Annotated in this window: 18 protein-coding genes; 12 read left to right on the top strand and 6 right to left on the bottom strand. The window is 66.0% G+C overall.

What is annotated here, in order from left to right:
* The first annotated feature begins 28 nt into the window (after positions 1 to 28).
* The 6 genes from ACZ1JY_RS18070 to ACZ1JY_RS18045 are packed head-to-tail and all read left to right on the top strand — an operon-like array spanning position 29 to position 6,322.
* On the top strand, positions 29 to 1,084 hold the full coding sequence (locus tag ACZ1JY_RS18070; RefSeq protein ID WP_465131007.1) for a zinc-dependent alcohol dehydrogenase: 1,056 nt from the start codon (positions 29 to 31) through the stop codon (positions 1,082 to 1,084).
* A gap of 2 nt (positions 1,085 to 1,086) precedes the next feature.
* The gene (locus ACZ1JY_RS18065; RefSeq protein WP_465131006.1) at positions 1,087 to 2,346 is read left to right on the top strand and encodes a sulfotransferase family protein; all 1,260 of its coding nucleotides are present in this window, start codon (positions 1,087 to 1,089) and stop codon (positions 2,344 to 2,346) included.
* A 1-nt stretch (position 2,347) separates the two neighbouring features.
* Positions 2,348 to 3,580, top strand: a complete 1,233-nt coding sequence (locus tag ACZ1JY_RS18060; protein WP_465131005.1) for a DUF1214 domain-containing protein — start codon at positions 2,348 to 2,350, stop codon at positions 3,578 to 3,580.
* The gene (locus ACZ1JY_RS18055; protein WP_465131004.1) at positions 3,580 to 4,452 is read left to right on the top strand and encodes a sugar phosphate isomerase/epimerase family protein; all 873 of its coding nucleotides are present in this window, start codon (positions 3,580 to 3,582) and stop codon (positions 4,450 to 4,452) included. The genes ACZ1JY_RS18060 and ACZ1JY_RS18055 overlap by 1 nt, the downstream gene beginning before the upstream one ends.
* Entirely contained in the window at positions 4,449 to 5,570 is a 1,122-nt protein-coding gene (locus ACZ1JY_RS18050) for a Gfo/Idh/MocA family protein (protein ID WP_465131003.1), read from the top strand. The genes ACZ1JY_RS18055 and ACZ1JY_RS18050 overlap by 4 nt, the downstream gene beginning before the upstream one ends.
* Positions 5,570 to 6,322, top strand: a complete 753-nt coding sequence (locus ACZ1JY_RS18045; protein ID WP_465131002.1) for an SDR family NAD(P)-dependent oxidoreductase — start codon at positions 5,570 to 5,572, stop codon at positions 6,320 to 6,322. The genes ACZ1JY_RS18050 and ACZ1JY_RS18045 overlap by 1 nt, the downstream gene beginning before the upstream one ends.
* On the opposite strand, the gene ACZ1JY_RS18040 is transcribed toward ACZ1JY_RS18045, so the two are convergent.
* Positions 6,304 to 6,969 carry a TetR/AcrR family transcriptional regulator gene (locus tag ACZ1JY_RS18040; RefSeq protein ID WP_465131001.1) on the bottom strand — a complete coding sequence of 222 codons (666 nt, stop codon included), beginning with the start codon at positions 6,967 to 6,969 and terminating at the stop codon, positions 6,304 to 6,306. The genes ACZ1JY_RS18045 and ACZ1JY_RS18040 overlap by 19 nt on opposite strands.
* A gap of 108 nt (positions 6,970 to 7,077) precedes the next feature.
* Here ACZ1JY_RS18040 and ACZ1JY_RS18035 point away from each other — a divergent pair, with 108 nt between their 5' ends.
* Positions 7,078 to 8,160 (top strand): hypothetical protein, encoded by a 1,083-nt coding sequence (locus tag ACZ1JY_RS18035; RefSeq protein ID WP_465131000.1) that lies wholly within the window; start codon positions 7,078 to 7,080, stop codon positions 8,158 to 8,160.
* 83 nt (positions 8,161 to 8,243) lie between these two features.
* On the opposite strand, the gene ACZ1JY_RS18030 is transcribed toward ACZ1JY_RS18035, so the two are convergent.
* Both ACZ1JY_RS18030 and ACZ1JY_RS18025 read right to left on the bottom strand, forming a co-directional pair.
* Positions 8,244 to 8,564: a hypothetical protein gene (locus ACZ1JY_RS18030; protein WP_465130999.1), complete on the bottom strand. Its 321-nt coding sequence runs from the start codon at positions 8,562 to 8,564 to the stop codon at positions 8,244 to 8,246.
* Between the two features lie 75 nt (positions 8,565 to 8,639).
* Complete coding sequence (locus tag ACZ1JY_RS18025) at positions 8,640 to 9,320, bottom strand: TetR/AcrR family transcriptional regulator (RefSeq protein ID WP_465130998.1); 681 nt, start codon at positions 9,318 to 9,320, stop codon at positions 8,640 to 8,642.
* A gap of 159 nt (positions 9,321 to 9,479) precedes the next feature.
* On the opposite strand from ACZ1JY_RS18025, the gene ACZ1JY_RS18020 reads away from it, so the two are divergent.
* Positions 9,480 to 11,699 carry a glycoside hydrolase family 3 C-terminal domain-containing protein gene (locus ACZ1JY_RS18020; protein ID WP_465130997.1) on the top strand — a complete coding sequence of 740 codons (2,220 nt, stop codon included), beginning with the start codon at positions 9,480 to 9,482 and terminating at the stop codon, positions 11,697 to 11,699.
* Positions 11,700 to 11,730: 31 nt separating this feature from the next.
* The gene (locus ACZ1JY_RS18015) at positions 11,731 to 14,844 is read left to right on the top strand and encodes a family 78 glycoside hydrolase catalytic domain (protein ID WP_465130996.1); all 3,114 of its coding nucleotides are present in this window, start codon (positions 11,731 to 11,733) and stop codon (positions 14,842 to 14,844) included.
* Between the two features lie 6 nt (positions 14,845 to 14,850).
* Here the strand turns inward: ACZ1JY_RS18015 and ACZ1JY_RS18010 are convergent, their stop codons facing one another.
* The 3 genes from ACZ1JY_RS18010 to ACZ1JY_RS18000 all read right to left on the bottom strand — a co-directional run bounded on the left by ACZ1JY_RS18010 (position 14,851) and on the right by ACZ1JY_RS18000 (position 17,970).
* Entirely contained in the window at positions 14,851 to 15,816 is a 966-nt protein-coding gene (locus ACZ1JY_RS18010; protein WP_465130995.1) for an acyl-CoA dehydrogenase family protein, read from the bottom strand.
* Positions 15,817 to 15,830: 14 nt separating this feature from the next.
* A complete protein-coding gene (locus ACZ1JY_RS18005; protein WP_465130994.1) occupies positions 15,831 to 16,976 on the bottom strand; it encodes an acyl-CoA dehydrogenase family protein in 1,146 nt (381 codons plus the stop codon).
* A gap of 118 nt (positions 16,977 to 17,094) precedes the next feature.
* Positions 17,095 to 17,970 (bottom strand): LysR substrate-binding domain-containing protein, encoded by an 876-nt coding sequence (locus tag ACZ1JY_RS18000; protein WP_465130993.1) that lies wholly within the window; start codon positions 17,968 to 17,970, stop codon positions 17,095 to 17,097.
* 100 nt (positions 17,971 to 18,070) lie between these two features.
* Between ACZ1JY_RS18000 and ACZ1JY_RS17995 the strand changes: the two genes are divergently transcribed.
* From ACZ1JY_RS17995 to ACZ1JY_RS17985, 3 genes are read left to right on the top strand one after another with little or no spacing between them, the layout of a single operon-like run.
* The gene (locus ACZ1JY_RS17995; protein WP_465130992.1) at positions 18,071 to 18,877 is read left to right on the top strand and encodes a crotonase/enoyl-CoA hydratase family protein; all 807 of its coding nucleotides are present in this window, start codon (positions 18,071 to 18,073) and stop codon (positions 18,875 to 18,877) included.
* The gene (locus tag ACZ1JY_RS17990) at positions 18,874 to 20,112 is read left to right on the top strand and encodes a CaiB/BaiF CoA transferase family protein (protein WP_465130991.1); all 1,239 of its coding nucleotides are present in this window, start codon (positions 18,874 to 18,876) and stop codon (positions 20,110 to 20,112) included. The genes ACZ1JY_RS17995 and ACZ1JY_RS17990 overlap by 4 nt, the downstream gene beginning before the upstream one ends.
* Entirely contained in the window at positions 20,112 to 21,548 is a 1,437-nt protein-coding gene (locus ACZ1JY_RS17985) for an aldehyde dehydrogenase family protein (RefSeq protein WP_465130990.1), read from the top strand. Before ACZ1JY_RS17990 ends, ACZ1JY_RS17985 begins: the two co-directional genes overlap by 1 nt.

Here is a 21,548-nt window from a genome sequence, read left to right as displayed (position 1 = left end):
AAGCCGGCAGGAGGGAGAGGAACGGCCAATGAACGCGCCAGCAGGATCACCCGAAACGATGCTTGCCGCCCGGGTCCACGGGCCGCGCGATGTGCGGCTCGACGAGATCACGGTTCCTGCCCCTGGGCCCGGCGAGGCACTGGTCAGGATCGGCGCCTGCGGCATCTGCGGCAGCGATCTTGGCTATATCGCGCAGGGCGGGCTGGGCGGGGTGGAGCCGCTGAAAGCACCGCTGCCGATCGGCCACGAATGCGCTGGCACGGTCCTGGCCGTGGGCGGCGGGGTACGCGGTGTTTCCCCGGGAATGCGCGTCGCGATCAATCCGGACCGCGCTTATATCGGCGGCGGCGGGCCCGACGGCGCGATGGCGCCGTTCATGCGCGTCCAAGGCGCGGAGATCGGCGAGACGCTGTTTGCGTTGCCTGACGGATTGTCGTTTGCCCACGCCTCGCTGGCCGAGCCGCTGTCGGTCGGCCTGCATGGCTTGCGCGTCACCAATGCCTGCGCGTCGGACAGGATCGCGATCCTTGGAGCCGGTCCCATCGGCTTGTGCACGCTGGTCATGGCGCAGCATCTGGGCGCGCGGGACATCGCCATTTTCGACCGCGTGCCCGAGCGGCTGGAGCGGGCTCGCGCCTTGGGCGCCGGGCTGGCCATCAACGTTGCCGAGAAAAGCCTGCCCGATGCGCTGGGGCGCTTCCATGGCGCAGGCGAACGCTTTGGCGCGCCGTTTGTCGGCACCGATGTCTTCGTCGATTGTGCAGGTTCGGCAGCAGCGCTGGCCGAGGTGGTTTCGGTCGCCAAGTACCGGGCACGGATCTGCGTGATCGCCCTGCACCACAAGCCGCTCGCGCTCGACCTGTGGCGCGTCATGGCCAACGAGCTTTCGCTGAGCGGCTCGATCGCCGATTCCCGCGCGGCCGAGTTCGGCGAGACGATTGCCATGCTGGCCGAAGGCGGACGCGATCTGTCTGCGCTGGTCAGCCACGCCTACGACTTTTCCCATTTTCAGGAGGCGCTGGAGATGGCCGCTGATCCGGCCCGCGCGGCCAAGGTCGTCCTCACTTTCGGCGAAGGACTGTGACCGTGGCCGCTCCCCTGATCCACATCGACGACATGGCCGATCCGGTGGTGACGCCCGAGCTTGCCGCGTGGCGCGCGGGCCCGCCCGACTTCCCCTGTCCGATGAGCGCCGATGAGGTGCTGGCCCGCGCCTGCGCCGCAACCGGGCTTGAGGATTTCGGCGAGGATACCGGCTTTCGCCAGCGGCTCGGGGTGATCCTCGATGCGCTTTATGCCGACGCCGGCCTTACCCGCGGCGGGCAGGTGTTCGTATTAGGCCAGGCCGTGCGGGCCATGGCCAACCGGCTGCGGATCGAGGATCTGGTCAAGCGTCATCCCGAGATCCTCGACATGCCGGTGGAGCGCCCGATCTTCATTGCCGGCCTGCCGCGTTCGGGCACAACGCATCTGGTCAATTGGCTGTCGCGCGATGACCGGCTCAATTCGTTGACGCTGTGGGAATCGGAGGAGCCGGTACCGGCCGCACCGCTTACCCCCGGCGAAGAAGACCCGCGCATTGCCCGCTCAACCGCGTATTGGGGGGCGTTCGGCGCGCTGGTGCCGCACATGGCCGCAATGCACGAGATGGCGCCGCACGACATCCACGAAGACAACGAACTGCTGTTCATGGACATGAACTGCTACAACTGGGAATTCTCCGCCCGCCTGCCCGACTGGACCGACCACTACCTCGCACACGACCGCACCGTGTCGTACGCCTACGAGAAGAAGGTGCTGCAGGTTCTCGCCTGGCAAAGGGGCGAACGCGGCAAGCGGCGCTGGCTCCTCAAATCGCCACAGCACATGGAAAACCTTGCCGCGATCAAGGCGGTGTTTCCCGATGCGACAATGGTGGTGACCCACCGTGACCCGGTTGATGTGCTGCGCTCGCTGACCACCATGCTCGGCTATTCGGACCGCACCCGCAGGAGCCGCATCGACCCGCCTACGCTGGCCGCACTCTGGGCCGGCCGGATCGAGAAGCTGCTGCGCGAGTGCGTGGCCCAGCGTGACGCCTTCGGTCCGGACCAGTCGCTAGACGTGCTGTTCCATGAATACATGGCCGATCAGGAAGGCACCGCCCGGCGCATCTACCGCCTCGCCGGGCTAGACCTCTCGCCCGAGACCGAGGCCCGGCTGCTGGGCTATCTCGCCGAGAACCCCCGCCATGCCCACGGTAAGGTCGTCTACGATCTGGAGGGGGTGTTCGCCATGGACACGGCTGCGCTGCGCGAGCGCTTTTCCTTTTACTATCAGCGCTTTGCAGTAAAGCAGGAGAACTGACATGGACCCCGCCGAAACCGCGCGACAGCGCCTGATCTCCGGCCGGGCCTGGGACGACTTCTGCGATACGCTCAAGGTCGCCGGTCGCCATATCGAAAGCTTCGCCAGCCCGCTATCCGATCTCGACCGCGCCGAATGGTACCGCTTCATGAGCCGGCTGGCGCGTTCCAGCATGGAGCGCCTGATCGAGAATGCCGAGCCGACCCGCCCCCGCCTGCGCGACATGGTGTGGCGGCAATCGATCAACGTGCAGACCGTCGATCAGGACCACCTGATGTGCCAGTTCGACGAAGCGCGCGACTACGTGATCACCGGCACGCGCGGAACGATCCCCTACTTCGTGATGGCGCTGTGCACCTGCCCCGCGCCGGATTTGCCGGGCGCGCAGGATTGGGCGGCGCAGGGCGTCGCCGGTCTCGAACGGTTCGATCCGTCCAACCTCAAGACCACCGGCTTCCTCCATTCGCGCCAGATCCGGTTCGAGGACGACGGCTCTTTCGAGGTCGTGCTTTCGCAGAACGATCCGGGGGAGGGTCGCAACTGGCTGCGTCTAGCGCCCGAAACCAACTGCATCCTGATCCGCCTCGTGTGGTCGGACCGCAGCAGCGAGCGCGCGCCGGTAATGACTATATCGCGCACCGACAATGCCCCGCCCGAGCCGGTCAACCCTGCGCTGATTGCCGACAATCTCGCGTGGACCGCGCAGGCGGTGCTTGGCTATGCCGAACTGGTGCGCAACTGGTGGGAGGGCACGCAGGGCAATTTCTCGGACAGGCTCAACCGCCTCGATTACAGCCGCGCGCAGTACCTCTCCAATGGCGGCGTGCCCGACAGACACGTGGCGTTCGGCGGGTGGGAGAAGGGGCTGGACGAGGCGCTCGTCCTCGAATTCACGCCGCCGCCGTGCGAGTACTGGAACTTCCAGCTGTGCAACGTGTGGCAAGAAAACCTCGACACCTTCGAGGACGGCAACGGCTGGATCAGCAACTATCGCCACAAGGCCGAACCCGATGGCCGCGTGCGCGTGGTGATCGCAGAACGTGACCTTGGCATCGGTGGCAACTGGATCGACAGCTATGGCCACGAACGCGGCATCTGGGGCCTGCGCTTCGTGCTGACCGAGGTGACCGCGCCGGTCGCGCTGTGGCGCCTGCCGCTGGCGGTGCTGGAGGCCAAGGGACTGGGCGCGCTCGATCCGCAGACCGCGATCGCCACCGGACAGTTCGTGGACTGATGGCGATGACGCGCGCGCTGACAACCGCAGACCTCGTGCTCTCCTCGCCACCGGTTTCGCGCTTTCCCTTGCTCGAACGGCTGGCCCCCTTTGCGGCGGCAGGATTTCACGGCATTTCGATCCAGCCGGGCGACGTCTGGGCGCTCGAAGCGCAAGGCATGAGCGCGGCTGAAATCGCTGGCCGGATTGCCGATGCAGGGCTGATCATCACCGAAATGGACTGCACGGCCTGCTGGATGGAGCACCAGACGCGGACCGAGCAGGTGGGGGGCCTGACCGTGTTCCTGCGCCAGCTGACGCCTGAGCCGATCATTGCCACGGCGGCGCGCGTGGGGGCGCAGTCGGTCTCGGCCATCGATCTGTCGGTCGAGCCCGCTTCGCTGGATGAGGCGGCCGAAGGTTTCGCCCGGTTATGCACGATGGCGGCAGACCACGGTCTGAAGGCGCAGATCGAGTTTCTCCCCGTCGGCGGCATCCGTTCGCTGGGCGAGGCCCTGCGCGTGGTCGAGGCGGCGGGCTGTGGCAACGGCGGAATCACGCTTGACGCGTGGCATTTCTTCCGCAGCGGATCGACGCTTGAGGAACTGGCCGAGGTTCCTGCCGAGCGCATCCACGCGGTGCAGTTGTGCGATGCCCCGGCACATGCTTCGGCCGACCTCTGGTCCGAACTGATGACCGCCCGCCTCCTGCCCGGCGAGGGCGAACTTGACGTGATTGGCCTTGTCCGCACGCTCGATGCCATCGGCTGCACCGCGCCAGCCGGAGTCGAAGTGTTCAACACTCGGCAGGACACGATGCCCTTGGCCGAGATCGCCCGCGATTGGGCGCGATCGACCCATTCCCTTCTGGCCACAGCGAGGACTGCAGCATGAGCGAGACACCCCTCGGCGCCGTGGTGGTCGGCACCGGCTTTGGCCTGTTCACCCATGTCCGCGCCCTGCGCGATGCTGGGTTCGAGGTGCGCGCCATCGTCGGCCGCGATCTGGAGAAGACCCGCACCCGCGCCGCGCCGCTTGGCATTCCGCTGGCTGCCAACGATTTGGCGCAAGTGCTCGCGGACAATCCGGCCATCCGCCTCGTCACCGTCGCTACGCCGCCGCATGCGCATTACGCTCCGGTCATGCAGGCCATCGCGGCAGGGCGTGCGGTGATGTGCGAGAAGCCCTTCGCCCGCGATCTGGCGCAGGCGCGCGAGATGCTGACAGCGGCAGAGGCGGCAGGCGTCGTCCACGCCCTCGGCGCGGAGTTCCGCTTCGATTCCGCGCAAGCGCTGCTGACCCGCGTGGTGCAATCGGGTGCCATCGGTGAGCCGCTGATGTTCCATCGTATCTACCAGCAGCCCGGTGGTGACCCTAACGAGCCGCTTGCCGACTGGTGGCTCGACGCGGGACAGGGCGGCGGCTTCCTTGGCGCGTTCGGCACGCACATGATCGATCAGGCGCGGGTCACCGTGGGCGAGATCGTGGCGGTGAGCACGGTGCTGCGCAAGCTTTCCCCCGGAAGGCCGACGCAGACTTCGGACGATTACTATACGCTGCAGTTCCGTACCGCTTCGGGTTGCATGGGGCTGCTTGAAGCGGCGCTGTGCTTTCCCGGGCCGTTCGTGATGTCTACGAAGGTTGCGGGCAGCAAGGGCGCGGCTTGGATCCAGTCAGGCGCGGCGTTCGGCGATCCCGAGCAGGTCTGGGTGCAGGACGCAGCAGGGGCGCGCATGATCGAGATGCCGCCGGAACTTGCCAACCCAGCGCCTGCGCCTTTCCCGATCAGCGACCTCGTCCAGACCGAGATGGACCGCTGGCACAGCCAGGGCTTCGACGTCGCGCCCTATGCGAAACTATTCGCACAGATCGGCGCGAAGATCGCCGGCGCCGAGCCGCCGTTGCCCGACCGGGCCGGCGATTTCTGCGATGCCGCGGCCAATCAGGCGATCCTCGATGCTGCGCGGCTATCTCACGCCGAACGGCGTTGGGTTGATGTGGAGGCGGTGTGATGATGGGGCCGAAGCACGATTTCTCCGGCGCGCATGTGCTGGTGACCGGCGGCACCAGCGGGATCGGCGCGGCCGCCGCTGCACTGTTCCGCGATGCCGGGGCGCAAGTGACGATCACCGGTACGCGCGGCAGCGCCAGCGAGTATGACGCGGACCTTTCCGGCTATCGCTATCTCTCGCTCGATATCGAGAACAAGGCGCAGATCGATGCCGTTGCAGCGGCCCTCCCCCGCCTCGACGTGCTGGTGAACAACGCCGGGATCGCCCTGCCCTCGCTCGGCCTTGATGAGTGGGAGCCCGACGTTTTCGACCGCGCGGTGGCGATGCTGCTCAACGGTGCGTTTCGCATGGCGCGGCGGACGGTGGACCTGCTGGCGCAAAGTGCGATCCCGGGCGGCGGATCGGTCATCGGCATTGCGTCGATGAGCAGCTTCTTCGGCATTCCGATCGTGCCGGGATACGGAGCTGCCAAGACCGGGCTAATCGGCCTGACCCGGACCATGGCCGCGCACTGGGGCCCGTGCGGCGTGCGCGCCAATGCGGTGGCGGCGGGGTTGACCCGTAGCGGCATGACGGCCGGCACTTTTGCGCAGGAAGCATGGACCGCGCCGACGCTCGCCCGCACCCCGCTTGGCCGGTTGGGCGCGCCGGACGACATTGCGCAGGCCATCGCCTTTCTTGCCAGTCCGGCTGCCAGCTGGATTACCGGACAGACGCTGGCGGTGGACGGTGGTTATACCGTTTCTGGCTGATCCGGCCGCTGTTGGCTGGTTCCCGAAAGGCTGCCCACGAAGCCGCGCAGCAGGCCCTTCTGGATCGCCATGGCGGGAGCGTCGGTGGCCTTCATGCCTGACAGGCTTTCGATCAGCGGTGATGCCCAGAAGAAGCCGAACAGCATGTTGAAGATCGCCACGATCTGCACCGCCAGACTGTCGTCCGATGACGGCAGGCCCGCCTTCTCGTTCATTCTCCGGCCATAGCTGACCATCCGCGCCAGCCAGTCCAGTCCGATGGTATCGGGTTCGCTGTCCGACGAGATTGCCGCGCGGATCAGCAGCCGGGCGATATTGGGATGTTGCGCCAGGAGGTCGGTCATGTGGTCTGTCAGGTCGGCGAAGTCGGCTTCGGGGCGCGCCAGCACTTCGTCCATCAGATCGGTCATCGGCTTGAGGGCGCGCTCGTAGACCTGGCGGTAGAGATCGTCCTTGCCGGCGAAGTGCTTGTAAAGGGCGGGCTGCTGGAGGCCGACCTTGGCGGCAATGTCGCGCAGTGAGGTGGCGCCATGGCCGTTCTGGGCGAACAGCTCTTCGGCCGCGTCAAGAATGCGGTTTGTGGTGCGCCGGCCCTTGGTCATCACGCCGCCTTCTACGCGCGCCTGCAGATCAGATGTTCCGTCCATCGCCTGTCCATAGCGAAGTTCGCGCGAAGTTGCTTGCCAAAAAAGTTATCACTTTATAACTTCCGGCGTGAAAGCCGTGAAGGCGCGAATCCCAGACAGGAGACAGCGATGCTCGATGAAGCCCGCAGGAAGTATCTTTCTGACATACTCAAGCCCGCCTCGCCCCCGCGCGAGATCAGCAACCCGTTCACGGAGGAGCAGAAGCGCCTGATGCTCGACGTTGTGCACGATGAGGGGCCGTGGAAGCTGATCATCGCACAACACTTTCCCACGGTGGAATCGCTGATCGCGACGTTTGCCGGCGGCTTTCCCGAAGGCTTCACTCCCACGCTCGACATGTTCCTGACGCCGACGTTCCGGGGCTATCTCGCGAACTATTCGACCCCGCTTTACCCCGAACTGCACGACGTGTTCTACAACGAGGCGTTCCTGAACCAGGCTAAGTCATACTGGGGAGCACAGTATGCCAAGCCGCAGATGATGCTGTTCAACGTCAACGGGCCTTGCGGCAACACCGACCCCGGCCACCTCGATTCCCCGAGCTTCCGTGGCGTGAGGCACGAAAATTCACCCACCTGGCTGTGTTCGATCATGGGCCGGTCGGGCCTGTTCCAGGACTACTTGATCAAGATGGCGCAGGTCATCACCTGGTTCAGCCACGATCCTTCCAGCGGCTTTACTTACTGGCCGAACGGCCCGCTGAACAAGCCGGCGCGCGTGCAATCGCCGATCTACAACCGCGCCGTCGTCGTGCAGAACGAGATGCTGGTGCATCGCGGCGAGGCGAACGGCCCGGTGGAGCGCCGTCGTCCTGAAAACCTCGGCTTCGACAGCGTGTTCACCGGCGACGCCGCCGACCGCGATGGCTGGCTGGTCAAGACCGGCGATCGGGTGATCGAACGCTATCACACCGATGACCTGCGCTTCCTCGTCCACTGGTCGGCCGAAGTGTTCAGCGATTATGCCGAGCTCAAGAAGAATATGGACGGCAGCGACAACCTGACCCACGAACAGGCAATCGACATGCTGATCAAGGACGTCCGTTCGCGCGGGATCGAGATCGAGACGCCGAGCGATCCGCTGAACGATCCGGTGTTCATCGCCACGCTGAATGCAGCCTACGACTACGGCGGTCCTGCGGAGTATCCCGCTGAAGCGCCGGTCGATGCACCTTATGGCATGGCCGCCTGAAGCTGCTCAGGAAAACACAGGAAAGGGCCGCGATCGGGGTGATCGCGGCCCTTCTTTCTATCCTGCGAATGTCAGCGAGAGGTTTACTTCAGCTTGGCAAGATCGGCATCGATCTGCGCGAGGCGCGCGTCGGTCACATCGTCGGGTGCATAGGTCTGGATGGCCTTCAGCGTCATCGAGCGGGCCATTTCGATCTGCTCGTTGCTGGTCATGCCGGGGATGTACTTGTCGATGATCGCCTTGGCGGCAGGGTCATCCAGCAAGGTGCCGATATCAGTTTCGGCGGTGGTGTACTTGGGTTTGGCCGCAGGAGCGGTGGCTTCCGGCTTGGTCGGTTCTGCAGCGATGGCCGAGGCGGGGAGTGCGGCAGCGGCCAACGCGACGATAAGGGCAGTGCGGATCATGGGCATCCTTTCAGATTACGACACTTGAATCGTTTGCCCGAGTATTAATGCACACATGTGTTCGAATATCAAGGCTTACCAGGCGCTGGTGCCCCACAGGATCAGATCGACGGCCCGTTGTGCAAAGCCTTGGAGGTCCTCGTCATTCTCATGCGCCGTGCCGCGCTGCATCTGCGCTCCGCTGATCGCGGCGACCAGCAATCGGGCGACTACATGGGCATCGCGCAAATTGCGTCGGTCCCGCGCGGCCGCTTCCTCGATATCCCGGGCGATCAGGCCGACGATGTAATCGTTTCCTCGGCGCTGCATGACTTCGGACAGCTCGGGAAAGCGTTCCTGCACCGACAACAGCAGACGCTGGAGGGCAAGAACATCCGGCCTGCCCAACCACGTGGCAATGATCGTGGCGTGGTGGCGCAGGCGCTGTTCGATATTGTCGGTAAGCGCCGCATCCTGCAGCGAGGCTTCGGCCGACCAGTCAGCAATCGACTGCTCGATCACCGCCTTGAACAGCGCCTCCTTCGAGGGGTAGCGGGCATAGAGCGTGCCTTTCGAGACCCGTGCGGTCTCGGCCACCTGCTTCATGCCGACAGCATCAAAGCCATCGGCAAGGAACATCGTGCGCGCGGTGTTGACAATGGAGCGGTCAATCGAGTTGGCCTGGTCCGCCGTCGGCCTGCCGCGCACCGGCTGGTGCGGCTGGGGCGCAGCCTTCCTGGCCGGGGAATTGCGAGTTTTCTTGGGGCTGGCGTCCATCGCGCTGCCTTGTTCCACAGGGGAAGAATGCGCGCAAGTCACCTCGCATAATCGAACCCATGTGATCTATTACTTGACTTGAAGGCTGGCTTGGTGAAGCTTGCCGGTCTGAAATCACGCAGCTGACCAAGCTGCGCCGGATCATCTGAGGGCCCTGGAATGAAGCCTGCCGCGCGCGTTATCTATTCTGCCGCGACGATCGCACTTGGTTGCGCCGAAGCCAGGGCCGAACCGGAGCGGGCACAGCGGGATGCTGCCGAGGTTCGCGCGGAACGGACCTTGGCGCAGATGACACAGGAGGAGAAGATCCAGCTCCTGCATGGCACGATGCCCCTGTTCATTCCCGCAGCCAAGCGCGCGCCCGGCATGCCGGTTGGTGCAGGCGTCATCGCCGGGATAGAGCGCCTTGGTATCCCGCCCCAGTATGCAACCGATGCCAGCCTCGGCGTTTCCAATATCATGGACATGCGCAAGGGCGACGTTGCCACTGCCCTGCCCTCGGGCCTGTCACTGGCGTCGAGCTGGAACCCGGCCTTGGTCCGGGAGGGCGGACGGATGATCGGTTCGGAAGCCGTTGCCAAAGGCTTCAACGTGATGCTGGCAGGCGGCGTCAACCTCGTGCGGGACCCGCGTGCCGGGCGCAATTTCGAGTACCTCGGCGAAGACCCGCTGCTCGGCGGGGTCCTCGTCGGCGCGCAGATCGCGGGTGTCCAGTCGAACGGCATCATCGCCACGATCAAGCACTTCGCGCTCAACGACCAGGAGATCGGCCGATCCTCGGCCTCGGTCGAGATGGATGAGGCGGCAATGCGCGAGAGCGACCTGCTGGCCTTCCAGATCGGCATCGAACGCGGCAATCCCGGCTCGGTCATGTGCTCGTACAACAAGGTGGGCGGGACATATGCCTGCGAGAACCGCTTCCTGCTGACCGATGTGCTGCGCCGTGACTGGGGGTTCAAGGGCTATGTCATGTCCGACTGGGGCGCGGTTCATTCTACCGAAGCCCTGCTGGCCGGGCTGGACCAGCAATCGGGCGAAATGCTTGATCGCAAGCGCTGGTTCTCGACCGAACTCAAGCCGAAGCTGGTCGATGGCAACATCCCGATGTCAGCGGTCGACACGGCAGCAAAGCGCATCCTCTGGGCGATCTATGCCAATGGCGTGGACAGGACCGAGATCACGCCCAAGACCATCGACTATTCCCGCAATGGCGAAGTGGCACTGCAGGCGGCGCGCGAGGGCACGGTGCTGCTGCGCAATGAAGGCGGTCTGCTGCCGCTGGCCGGTTCGGTGCGATCGATGGTGGTGATCGGCGGCAAGGCCGATCTTGGCGTCCTGTCCGGCGGCGGGTCTAGCCAGGTCGTGCCCGTGGGCGGCTTTCGCGCCGTGGAAAAGATCGAAAGCGGACCGGCCGCCACATTTGCCCGCCGCGCCTGGGGCGGAACGCCGCCGCTCGATGCGCTCCGCCGAACTTTCGGCAATGCACAGGTGACGTTCGTTGATGGCAATGATCCGACAGCAGCGGCAGCTGCGGCGAAGGCAGCAGACGTGGCCGTGGTCTTCGCCACGAAGTTCGCGACCGAGGCTGAGGATCAGCCCGACCTTTCGCTCGACGGGCAGCAGGATGCGCTGATCGCTGCGGTGGCCAGTGTCAATCCGCGCACGGTGGTGGTGCTGGAGACAGGCAATGCCGTGGCGATGCCATGGCTGGCCAAAGTGCCGGCAGTGCTCGCCGCGTGGTATCCCGGCCAGCGCGGCGGCGATGCGATTGCCGAGATCCTTTCCGGCAAGACCAACCCATCGGGCCGCCTGCCGGTGACCTTTCCGGCAAGCGTAGACCAGCTGCCCAATCCGGTTCTGCCCGGATCGAACCTGCCGCCGCCATCGAAGGACGACAAGGCCAGCTATGGCCTGCAGACCAACAGCCCGCCGTTCTCGATCACCTATCCCGAAGGTTCAGACGCCGGTTATCGCTGGTCCGACCGCAAGGGCGAGAAGCCGCTGTTCGCGTTCGGACATGGCCTGTCCTACACTACGTTCCGCTACTCGGCGCTGAAGGCCAAGGGCGGGCGCACCGTGAGCGCCAGCTTCACCGTGACCAACACGGGCACGCGCAAGGGGGCCGATGTGCCGCAGGTCTATGCGACGCTGCCCGGCAAGGCGCGGCGCCTGATCGGGTGGGACAAGCCGCTGCTCAAGCCGGGGGAAAGCCGGATCGTGACGATCGAGGCCGACCCGCGCCTGCTCGCCAGCTTCGATGCGGCCCGGCAGCGCTGGGTAGTGACGCCGGGCAAGGTGAGAATCGAGGTGGCACGCTCAGCCGGTGAGCCGGTGCTGACCGCCCAGGTTTCGCTGGCGGCGCAGACGATCAAGCCTTGATGGCAACAATAACGATTGCGGGAGAGAGTCGATGAAGGTCAGTCGGCGTGAAGCCATTGCAGTGGGCATCGTCGGCACAAGCGCGGCGGTGGTCCCGCTGCGCGCATTGGCCGCAGCGCAGAAAGACAGCGTCGAATCCTTGCGCGTGTGCGGTCTCGAAAACTCGCTGGCGTTGGGCGATGCAACGCCGCGCTTTTCGTGGAGGCTGGGCGATACGGAGCGTGCCGGACAGGTAGCCTGTCGCGTCAGCGTTGCCCGCAGTCCCGAAGACCTCGCCGCTGGCCGGGACCTGATCTGGGACAGCGGGCGCGTTGCAGGCACTTCGGCGGTCGACATGGCCTATGGCGGACCGGCCCTACCCTCGCGCAGCCGCGTGTGGTGGCAGGTCGAAAGCTGGACCAAGGGCAGCCGCACGCCGCTGCGCAGCAAGCCGGCGATGTGGGAAACCGGCCTTGCGCCGGCCGACTGGCAGGCCGAATGGATCGCCAGCGAAACGCTTGTCGCCAAGGCTGACCGCGAGGCCGGGCTGCACTGGATTTCGGGGCCGGACCGGCAGAACGTCGGCCAGACCCGTGCCTTCCGCTGGCCCTTTGACCATCCCGGCGGTGCAGCCGAGTTCTGCGGCACGCTGCACGAGCTGACCGGCGTGTGGATCAACGGCGAGCCCGCGCCGACCCCGCGCGATGGCCCGGCGCGCCATACCGAGATGGCCGTCTGGCCCATCATACTGAAGAAGGGCCACAACGTCATTGCCATCGAAGGGCGGCGCGTCGGCAGTTTCGGCCAGCCACCTTGCGTGGCTGCTGCGCTTTTGCGCCATGGCGATGGGCTGAAAGAGCGCATGACTTCGGCCAGCGTCGGTTGGAAAACCCTGGTGGCAGCGCCCGCCGGGTGGCAGCTGCCTGATTTTGACGACACCGCATGGCATTCCGCCGAGCGCGCCAAGGGGAGCCTGCCCATCGGAGAGCCGTGGCCGCTGACGCCAGCCAGCCGACTGCGTCGTGGTTTCAGCATAGACAAGCCGATCCAGGCCGCGCGGCTTCACGCCACGGCGCTGGGCATCTACCAACCGTGGATCAACGGCGCGCCGCTGGCCGACCGCAAGCTTGCGCCCGAGTTCACCGACCCTTCGAAGCGCGTGCTTTACCAGACCTACGACGTGACCGCCCTGCTCAAGCCCGGCGCCAACGTGCTGGGCATGGTCGTCGGCGATGGCTGGTACGGTTCGCGTTTCAGCACATCGGCGCGCTTTGCCTTCGGCCCTGCGCCGTGCCGCCTGCTGTGCCAGCTCGAGATCGAGCATGACGACGGTTCGCGTACAGTGATCGGCAGCGGCAAGGGCTGGGAGATTGCGGACTCCGCCCTGCTGGAGCATTCGCTCTACGATGGCGAGATCCATGATGCGCGGGCCGAACAGTCCGGCTGGGCAAGCGTTGGCGGCACGGCGGCGGGCTGGCGTCCGGCCAGCGTGATCGCCGCCCCGGCCATCCCGGTCGAACCGCAGCGCTGCCCGCCGATCCGCGTGCGACAGACCCTTCAGCCGAAGTCGGTGACGCGTCTGGGCGCCGGGCATTACGTGCTCGATTATGGCCAGAACTTTGCCGGCTTCCCCCGCCTCACCGTCACGGCACCCGCAGGCGCGCGGATCGAGATGCGCTTTGCCGAGATGCTCAAGGCCGATGGCACCGTCGATCAGGCCAACCTGCGCACCGCCAAGGCGCGGGACATCTACATCGCCGCCGGATGCGGGCGCGAGGTCTATGAGCCGCGCTTTACCTATCACGGCTATCGCTATGTCGAGATCACCGGCGTGCCGGACGATGCGGGCGCATGGAGCCTCGAAGGACTGGTGGCGCATCAGGATCTCGCCGAGACGGCGGAGCTGCGGGTCGGCAATCCGGTGATCGAGAAGTTCTGGCGCAATTCGGTATGGAGCCAGCGGGCGAACTTCTACGGGCTGCCCACCGATTGCCCGCAGCGCGACGAGCGGCTGGGCTGGATGGGCGATGCGGCGGTGTTCTGGCCTGCCGCGGCGTGGAACATGGACGTGACCGCCTTCACCGCCCGCGTGATGGAGGACGCCCGCGTATCGCAAAGCGCGAAGGGTGCCTTCCCCGATTGCATCCCGCCGTTCGTGCCGACGATGAAGCTGTCCTCGCCGGGCTGGGCCGATGCGGGCGTGATCCTGCCGCATACCTCATGGATGCAGAACGGCGATACCGGGGTGATCCGCGCCAACTGGCAGGCGATGGAAGCCTACATGGGGTGGATCGAGGCGGCCAATCCCGACCATGTCTGGCGCAAGCAGCGCGGCGCGGATTATGCCGACTGGCTTTCGGTGGATGCGCCGACCACCAATCCCGGCGCGGCGACAACGCCCAAGGACCTGCTTTCTACAGCCTATTGGGCGCAGGATGCCACGATGATGGCTGCGATGGCCTCGGCAATCGGCAACATTGAGGCTGCCGCCAGGTATCGCAGCCTGTTTGAGGCGATCCGCACCGCGTTCAACGCCGCCTTCATCGTTGATGGAAAGGTTGGCAACGGCAGCCAGACCGGCAACGTCGTGGCGATCCGCTTCGGCCTGCTCTCGCCCGAAACCATGCGCGCAGCAGGTGTGGCGTTGGCGGCAGACATCGCGCGGCGCGGCAATCACCTTTCCACCGGCTTCCTTGGCACGCCCCATATCCTCGATGCGCTGGTCATGTCCGGGCAGGAGGCCGCGGCGATCACCCTGCTCACCCAGCGCAGCTACCCGTCGTGGGGGTACATGGTCGAGAAGGGCGCGACGAGCATGTGGGAGCGCTGGAACAGCGACCAGGGCGATGTCGGCATGAACAGCCGCAACCACTATGCTTTCGGCGCCATCGGCGATTTCCTGTTCCGCCGCATCGCCGGGATCGCGCCTGCCACGCCGGGCTTCGGACGGGTACGCATTGCGCCGATCATGAGCGCCGTGCTGGGCAGCGGCGGTGCGACCTATCAGAGCGTGCGTGGCACGATCCGCACGGACTGGACGGCCAGGGACGGCGCATTCCGGCTCGACGTGGAACTGCCCGCCGGGGTGGAGGGCGAGGTCATCCTGCCGGGCGGACGCAAGGCGCGCGCAGTGGTAGGACCGAACCGCTACTCCGGCAAGCTCTGACCCCGATCAGGCAAACACGGTTTCGCGGATCCAGTCGACCGAGGGCTGGGTGGAAGCCAGCCTTGCTGTCCCCAGCTCCTGCGACCAGTAGCCTTCCGAGCCATCGGCCAGGCGCCATTGGTGGAGGCGGCGGGTCAGGAGTTGCAGGTCGTATTCCTCGCTGATGCCGATCGCGCCATGGACCGCATGAGCAGAGGCAGCAATGCGTGGGGCGGCAGCGGAGGTGGTGATCTTGGCCGTCGCGGCGGTGGCGAGGGACACTGCAATCCCCTGCGAGACGCCAAGCTGCGCGGCGATGCGGCAGGCGATCATGTCTTCGGCCATCAGCGCCAGCATCTGCTGCAACGACTGCTGGCGGCCGATCGGCTTGCCGAACTGCACGCGCTGCGACGCATAGGCAGTGGTCACATCGCACAGGCGCGCGGCGGCCCCCGCGATCAGCGCGGCGCGCAGGACGGCAGCGATGGCGCGCAGGCCGGAAGCGGGACGCGGCTGGCGGACGCCATCGGGCTTGCCGGAAATGCGCGCGGCCAGCGCGTTCGTCACGCCGGTCGGCTCGGGCGAGAGCTGCGCCATGTCGCACAGGACAAGCTCATCGCCGCAATCGACCAGCGCGGCTTGAGCGACAAGTCCGCAGGGAACGGGCTGCGCAAGAGAGGTGACCAGCACGATCGGCCCCTCGGGCGCGGTAACGCCTGCCAGCGCCAGAAGGGCGCGCGCCACCATCGTCTCGGCCACCGGCAGCGGCACGGCGCGAGCGCCCAGCGCTTCGATCAGCGGCTCGATGTCAGCGAGGCTCAGGCCTGCGCCGCCATCCTCCTCGGCCACGAGTGCATCGAGGAAGCCGGACTCGGCAATCTCGCTCCACAGCGCGTCGGGGGAACCGCCGTGCTCGATAGCGCGCACGGTCGCCGGGGTCGCGGCCGCATCGAGCATGCGGACGAAGGGTTCGAGCAGTTCGTTCATGTCCATGGTGTCCTCTCCCCTCACCGTAGGCCCATGCCGCGCGCGATGATTCCGCGCAGGATCTCGCGCGTGCCGCCGCGCAGGCTGAAGCTTGGCGCGATGTGCGTGACATAGAGCAGCGTGCGATACAGCTCCTCGCTCACCGCCTCGTCGGGATGCGCGGCAAGATCGTCGCCGATTACCACTGGGAGTTCCTGTTCGAAGCCGGTGCCCCGATCCTTGACGATGCTCGCCTCGACCACCGGGCTTTCCCCTGCCACCAGTCGCGCGGTGCAGGCGATAGACATGGCGCGCAGCGTGGCGAGTTCGGCGGTAAGACGGCCGACCAGCGCCGCGCAATCGCTGCGACCCACGGACTGCAGGTGCCGGATCCACGCATCGAGCAGCACGGCGCTGGAATAGATCCGCTCCGGCCCCGAGCGTTCGAACGCCAGTTCGGCGACGACCTGCTTCCAGCCCTCGCCCTCTGCGCCGACCAGCGCATCCTCACCCAGTTCCACGTTCTCGAAGAACACCTCGGCAAAGTGCGCATCACCCGTCAGGTCGACGATGGGCCGCACGGTCACGCCGGGTGCCTTGAGGTCGATGATCAGCTGCGACAGGCCTGCTTGCCGGTCAGCCGAGGTGCCGGAAGTGCGGATCAGCGCGATCATGTAGTCCGAATGCATAGCGTTGGTGGTCCAGATCTTCTGGCCATTGACCACCCAGCCCTTCTCGGTGCGATCCGCGCGGGTGCGCACGCTGGCAAGGTCCGATCCCGAACCCGGCTCGCTCATGCCGATGCAGAACAGTTGTTCGCCGCGGCAGATTGCCGGGATGTGCTTCTGGCGCTGCGCCTCGGTGCCGAAGTTCAGGAGCAGCGGCGCGCTCTGCCGGTCGGCGATCCAGTGCGCGGCCACCGGGGCACCTGCCGTCAGCAGTTCCTCCACCACCACGAAGCGGGCGAAGGGGCCCTTGCCGTGTCCGCCATATGCCTTGGGCAGCGTGAGGCCGAGGAAGCCTGCCTCCCCCAGCGCGCGGCTGAATTCGGCGCTGAAGCCCTGCCATGAGCGCGCGCGGCGATCGAGCGGGATTGTGGCGATGTGGCGCTCGATAAAGGCGCGGACGGCGGGGCGCAGCGCCTCGTCCTCGGGCGGAAGTTGGGCAAGCGTCAGTGTATCGAACACGAAAGGGCGGCTCCTGTCCCGGGCGGCGCGCTTCGTCGCCACGTCTCGGTGCCATGGATGCGCCCACACGCCTTCTGCTTCAAATATTTAATTTTCCGATTTTGATATTAATTACATATCAGTCCGGGCCAGTAGCGAGCGCCGCCTGGACGAAGTTATGCGCCAGCACCGATGCATCCTGCGCCCGCGCGATGCCCATGGCGATGGGCACCCGCTCGGCCAGAGTCACGATGCGCACACCGGCTCCGGCGAAGCGGGCGCTGCGGGCGGGCACCAGCGCGACCCCTAGCCCTGCTTCGACAAGGCTGAGAATCGTCTGCACCTGCACCGCTTCCTGCGCGACCCGGGGGGCAAACCCGGCGCGATGACAGGCGAGGCGGATCGTGGCGTGGAGCACGCTGACCGGGCTGTAGATGATGAACGCCCGGTCGGCGAGCGCGCCCAGGTCGAGCGTCTTGCGCCGCGCCAGCACGTCGCTGGCAGGCAGCACGGCCACGAGTTCGTCCTCCTCGATCACGTCGATGGCGACGGGTGCCGAATCCATCACCGGCAGGCGCACCAGCCCGATATCCAGCCTTCGCGCGGCAATCGCGCGCACGATCTCGACGCTGTTCAGCTCCTCCAGCGCCAGCTCGACCTCGGGATAGGCCTTGCGGAAGGGCGGGACGATGCGGGGCAGCAGATCACCGATGGCCGAGCCGATGAAGCCGACCGACAGTCGCCCGCGCAGACCCGCCGCGCCTTGCCGCACGGCCTCGCGCACTTTATCGGCCGCCGCCAGCGCCTCCCGCGCTGGAGCAATCGCGGCAAGGCCTGCGGTCGTCAGCCGCACGCCGCGGGGATCGCGCTCGAACAGGGTAACGCCCAACTCGTCCTCCAGCTTGCGAATGGCCACCGTCAGCGGTGGCTGCGAGATGTGCAGGCGCTCTGCCGCGCGATGGAAGTTCAGCGTCTCGGCAAGGGCGTTGAAATAGCGCAGCTGGCGGAGGTCCACGATACATACTCACTATCAGAGCCAGAAAATTCAATATTAGCCCGAAAGGGCATGGTGGCCTAGCTGTTTCGCGCAACACAGAACCGACGGAGAGCGCGCGATGTCCGAAACCCCCTTCCTGCTGATCGAGCGCGATGGCCCTGTCGTCATCGCCACGCTCAACCGCCCGGACACGCGCAACGCGATCTCCGAAACCGCGCACAGCGAGGAGATCGCGCAGTTCTGCGCCGACGTGACGCGCGATGCTTCGGTGCGCGCCGTCGTGCTGACCGGGGCGGGCAAGGCGTTCTGCGCGGGCGGCAACGTCAAGCACATGGCCGAGAAGACCGGCATGTTCGGCGGCTCGCCGTTCTCGATCCGCAACCAGTATCGCACCGGCATCCAGTTGATCCCGATGGCGCTCTACGATCTGGAAGTGCCGGTCGTCGCCGCCGTGAATGGTCCGGCCATCGGTGCGGGCCTTGACCTGGCCTGCATGACCGACATCCGCATCGCTTCGGACAAGGCGCTGTTCGCGGAAAGCTTCGTAAAACTCGGCATCGTGCCGGGCGATGGCGGGGCGTGGCTGCTGCCTCGCGTAATCGGCATGGCCCGCGCCAGCCTGATGACGCTGACGGGCGATACCATCGATGCCGCCAAGGCGCTTGAGTACGGCTTGGTGAGCGAAGTCGTCGGGCCTGAGCATGTCCTGCCGCGCGCTCTGGAAGTCGCCCATGCCATCGCCGCCAATCCCGGCCACGCCACGCGCATGGCAAAGCGGCTGCTGCGCGAGGGGCAGGACATGAAGCTGGCCCCGCTGCTCGAGCTCTCGGCCGCCTATCAGGCGCTGGCCCATCACACCCATGACCATCACGAGGCGGTCAGTGCCTTCCTCGAAAAGCGTACGCCGGAGTTGAAGGGCGAGTGAGCGAGCCTCAGGCTACCGGCCCGCTTGCCGGCATTACCGTCCTTGATCTTTCCCGCGTGCTGGCGGGTCCGTGGTGCTCCCAGGTCCTGGGCGATCTGGGCGCTGACGTGATCAAGGTGGAGCAACCGGGCCAGGGCGACGACACGCGCAAATGGGGCCCGCCGTTCCTTGACGATGGAAGCCGCGACGCCGCCTATTACCTCTGCGCCAACCGCAACAAGCGTTCGGTCGCGATCAATATTGCCGATCCCGCGGGCGCCGACCTGATCCGACAGTTCGCCGCACAGGCCGACGTAGTGATCGAGAACTTTCGCGTCGGCGGCCTTGCCAAGTACGGGCTCGATTATGACTCGCTGCGCGCGATCAAGCCGGACCTGATCTACCTTTCGATCACAGGCTTCGGCCAGACCGGCCCCTTGCGCAACAATGGCGGTTACGACTTCCTTGTGCAGGGGATGAGCGGATTGATGAGCGTGACCGGCCTTCCCGATGGCGAGCCGGGCGGCGGGCCGATGAAGGTCGGCATCCCGATCAGCGACCTCACCACCGGGCTCTATGCCACGATCTCGGTGCTGGCGGCGCTGAACCACCGCCATGCCACCGGCGAGGGGCAGCGCATCGACCTTGCCCTGCTCGATACCCAGGTGGCGTTGCTCGCCAATCAGGCATCGAATTGGATGAACGGCGGCATGGTGCCGCGCCGCATGGGTAACCAGCACCCGAATACCGTGCCCTATCAGGATTTTGCCTGTTCGGACGGAAGCGTGCTCGTCGCACTCGGCAATGATCGGCAGTTCCGCGCCTTCACCGCGCTGATCGGCCTGCCTGACCTCGCCGACGACGAGCGCTTCGCGATCAGCGCGGGCCGCAGCGTCAATCGCGAAGCCCTGCTGGCGCTGCTGCGCCCTGCCATTGCGCAATGGAAATCGGCCGATCTGATCGCGGCGATGGAAGCGGCCAAGCTGCCCGGTGGCAAGGTCAACGAGATCCCCGAAGTGCTCGATCACCCGCAGATCGCGGCGCGCGGCCTGGTGCACGAAATGGCGCGCTCTGACGGCACGCCGGTCAAGGTGCTGGGCTTCCCGGCACAGCTTTCCGCCACGCCCGCGACCTATCGCCACGCCCCGCCACGTTCGGGCGAGAATACCGCAAGCGTCCTGAGCGAACGGCTCGGACTGCAACCCGAAGACATCGACCGTCTGCTGGCAGCGGGCGTGATCGCGGAGACACTGTGATGAAGGGCGCGAACTACATCGACGGCCGCTGGGTCGACGGCGCAACGCCGTTCACGACGCAGAACCCGTCCGACCTCGACGAAACCGTGGGCACTTACACCAAGGTTGGCGAGGCGGAAGTGCGCGAGGCTATGGCGGCGGCGCGCCGGGCGCAGCCGGCATGGGCTGCGTTCAACATGCAGGCGCGCGTCGACATCCTCTACAGGATTGCCGAGCTGTTGAAGGCCCGAGCGCCCGAGATCGGCAAGCTGCTCAGTCGCGAAGAAGGCAAGACGCTCCCCGAGGGCATTGGCGAGGCCTTGCGCGCCGCACAATGCTTCCAGGCTGCAGCGGGCGACGTGATCCGCGCGCAGGGCGAATGGTACAATTCCATGCGCGACGGTTTCAACGTGCTGGTCACGCGCGAGCCGCTGGGCGTGATCGCTGCGATCACGCCGTGGAATTTCCCCATTGCCCTGCCTTCATGGAAAATCGCAGGCGCGCTCGCCTATGGCAATTCGGTAGTCCTTAAGCCCAGCAGCTTCGTGCCGGGATGCGCGGTGATGCTCGCGCAGATCATCGAGGAAGCGGGCGTTCCGGCGGGCGTGTTCAATCTGGTCATGGGCGACGGCCGCGCCACCGGCAACGTGATGATCGACGAGGCCGATGGCCTGACCTTCACCGGCGGCACCGCCACGGGCCGTGCCGTGCTGACCCGCGCGGCCGAGACGATGACCAAGTGCCAGTTGGAACTTGGCGGCAAGAACGCGCTGGTCGTGCTTGATGATGCCGACCTCGATCTGGCGGTGGAGATCGCCAGCAACGGCGCATGGATCCAGACCGGGCAGCGTTGCACCGGGACCGAGCGCCTGATCGTCACGCGCAGCATCCACGATGCCTTTGTCGAGCGCATGGCCAAGGTTGCGGGTAGCTATCGCGTAGGCCACGCGCTCGATCCCGAGACCCAGATCGGTCCGGTCGCCAACGTGCAGCAGTTCAACGAGAACCTGCAGTTCGTGGTCGATGCCCAAGGTGAAGGCGCGGAACTGGCAGCGGGTGGCGGGGCCGTGGAAGGACGCACGCGCGGCCTATTCATGGCGCCGACGCTGCTGACCGGCACCAAGGTGGAATGGCGCTGCAACCAGCATGAATCGTTCGGCCCTATTGCCTCGGTTATCAAGGTAGAGGACCTCGACGAGGCGATCCACGCTGCCAATGCCTGCGAATACAAGCTGTCGTCCGGCATCGCGACCAGCAGCCTGAAAAGCGCCGAGCGCTTCCGCAAGGCGTCGCAGGCCGGCATGGTCATGGTCAACGCGCCCACGGCGGGGCTTGAATACCACGTGCCGCTCGGCGGACGTTCACCCTCGGGCTACGGCGCGCGCGAGACTGGATCGACTGCCGCAGAATTCTTTGCCGAGAGTAAGACCAGCTACATCAATCACGGCGCGATCTGA

The sequence above is a fragment of the Novosphingobium sp. BL-A-41-Hi4B-X5A genome (genome assembly GCF_055521705.1).
This window is presented reverse-complemented; position numbering and strand designations above follow the sequence as displayed.

Coding starts and splice junctions, on each gene's coding strand:
- ACZ1JY_RS18015 (WP_465130996.1), top strand. CDS start 11,731: ATGAAGGTCAGTCGGCGTGAAGCCATTGCAGTGGGCATCGTCGGCACA.
- ACZ1JY_RS18050 (WP_465131003.1), top strand. CDS start 4,449: ATGAGCGAGACACCCCTCGGCGCCGTGGTGGTCGGCACCGGCTTTGGC.
- ACZ1JY_RS18025 (WP_465130998.1), bottom strand. CDS start 9,320: ATGGACGCCAGCCCCAAGAAAACTCGCAATTCCCCGGCCAGGAAGGCT.
- ACZ1JY_RS17985 (WP_465130990.1), top strand. CDS start 20,112: ATGAAGGGCGCGAACTACATCGACGGCCGCTGGGTCGACGGCGCAACG.
- ACZ1JY_RS18035 (WP_465131000.1), top strand. CDS start 7,078: ATGCTCGATGAAGCCCGCAGGAAGTATCTTTCTGACATACTCAAGCCC.
- ACZ1JY_RS17995 (WP_465130992.1), top strand. CDS start 18,071: ATGTCCGAAACCCCCTTCCTGCTGATCGAGCGCGATGGCCCTGTCGTC.
- ACZ1JY_RS18060 (WP_465131005.1), top strand. CDS start 2,348: ATGGACCCCGCCGAAACCGCGCGACAGCGCCTGATCTCCGGCCGGGCC.
- ACZ1JY_RS18055 (WP_465131004.1), top strand. CDS start 3,580: ATGGCGATGACGCGCGCGCTGACAACCGCAGACCTCGTGCTCTCCTCG.
- ACZ1JY_RS18020 (WP_465130997.1), top strand. CDS start 9,480: ATGAAGCCTGCCGCGCGCGTTATCTATTCTGCCGCGACGATCGCACTT.
- ACZ1JY_RS18030 (WP_465130999.1), bottom strand. CDS start 8,564: ATGATCCGCACTGCCCTTATCGTCGCGTTGGCCGCTGCCGCACTCCCC.
- ACZ1JY_RS18010 (WP_465130995.1), bottom strand. CDS start 15,816: ATGGACATGAACGAACTGCTCGAACCCTTCGTCCGCATGCTCGATGCG.
- ACZ1JY_RS18045 (WP_465131002.1), top strand. CDS start 5,570: ATGATGGGGCCGAAGCACGATTTCTCCGGCGCGCATGTGCTGGTGACC.
- ACZ1JY_RS18040 (WP_465131001.1), bottom strand. CDS start 6,969: ATGGACGGAACATCTGATCTGCAGGCGCGCGTAGAAGGCGGCGTGATG.
- ACZ1JY_RS18070 (WP_465131007.1), top strand. CDS start 29: ATGAACGCGCCAGCAGGATCACCCGAAACGATGCTTGCCGCCCGGGTC.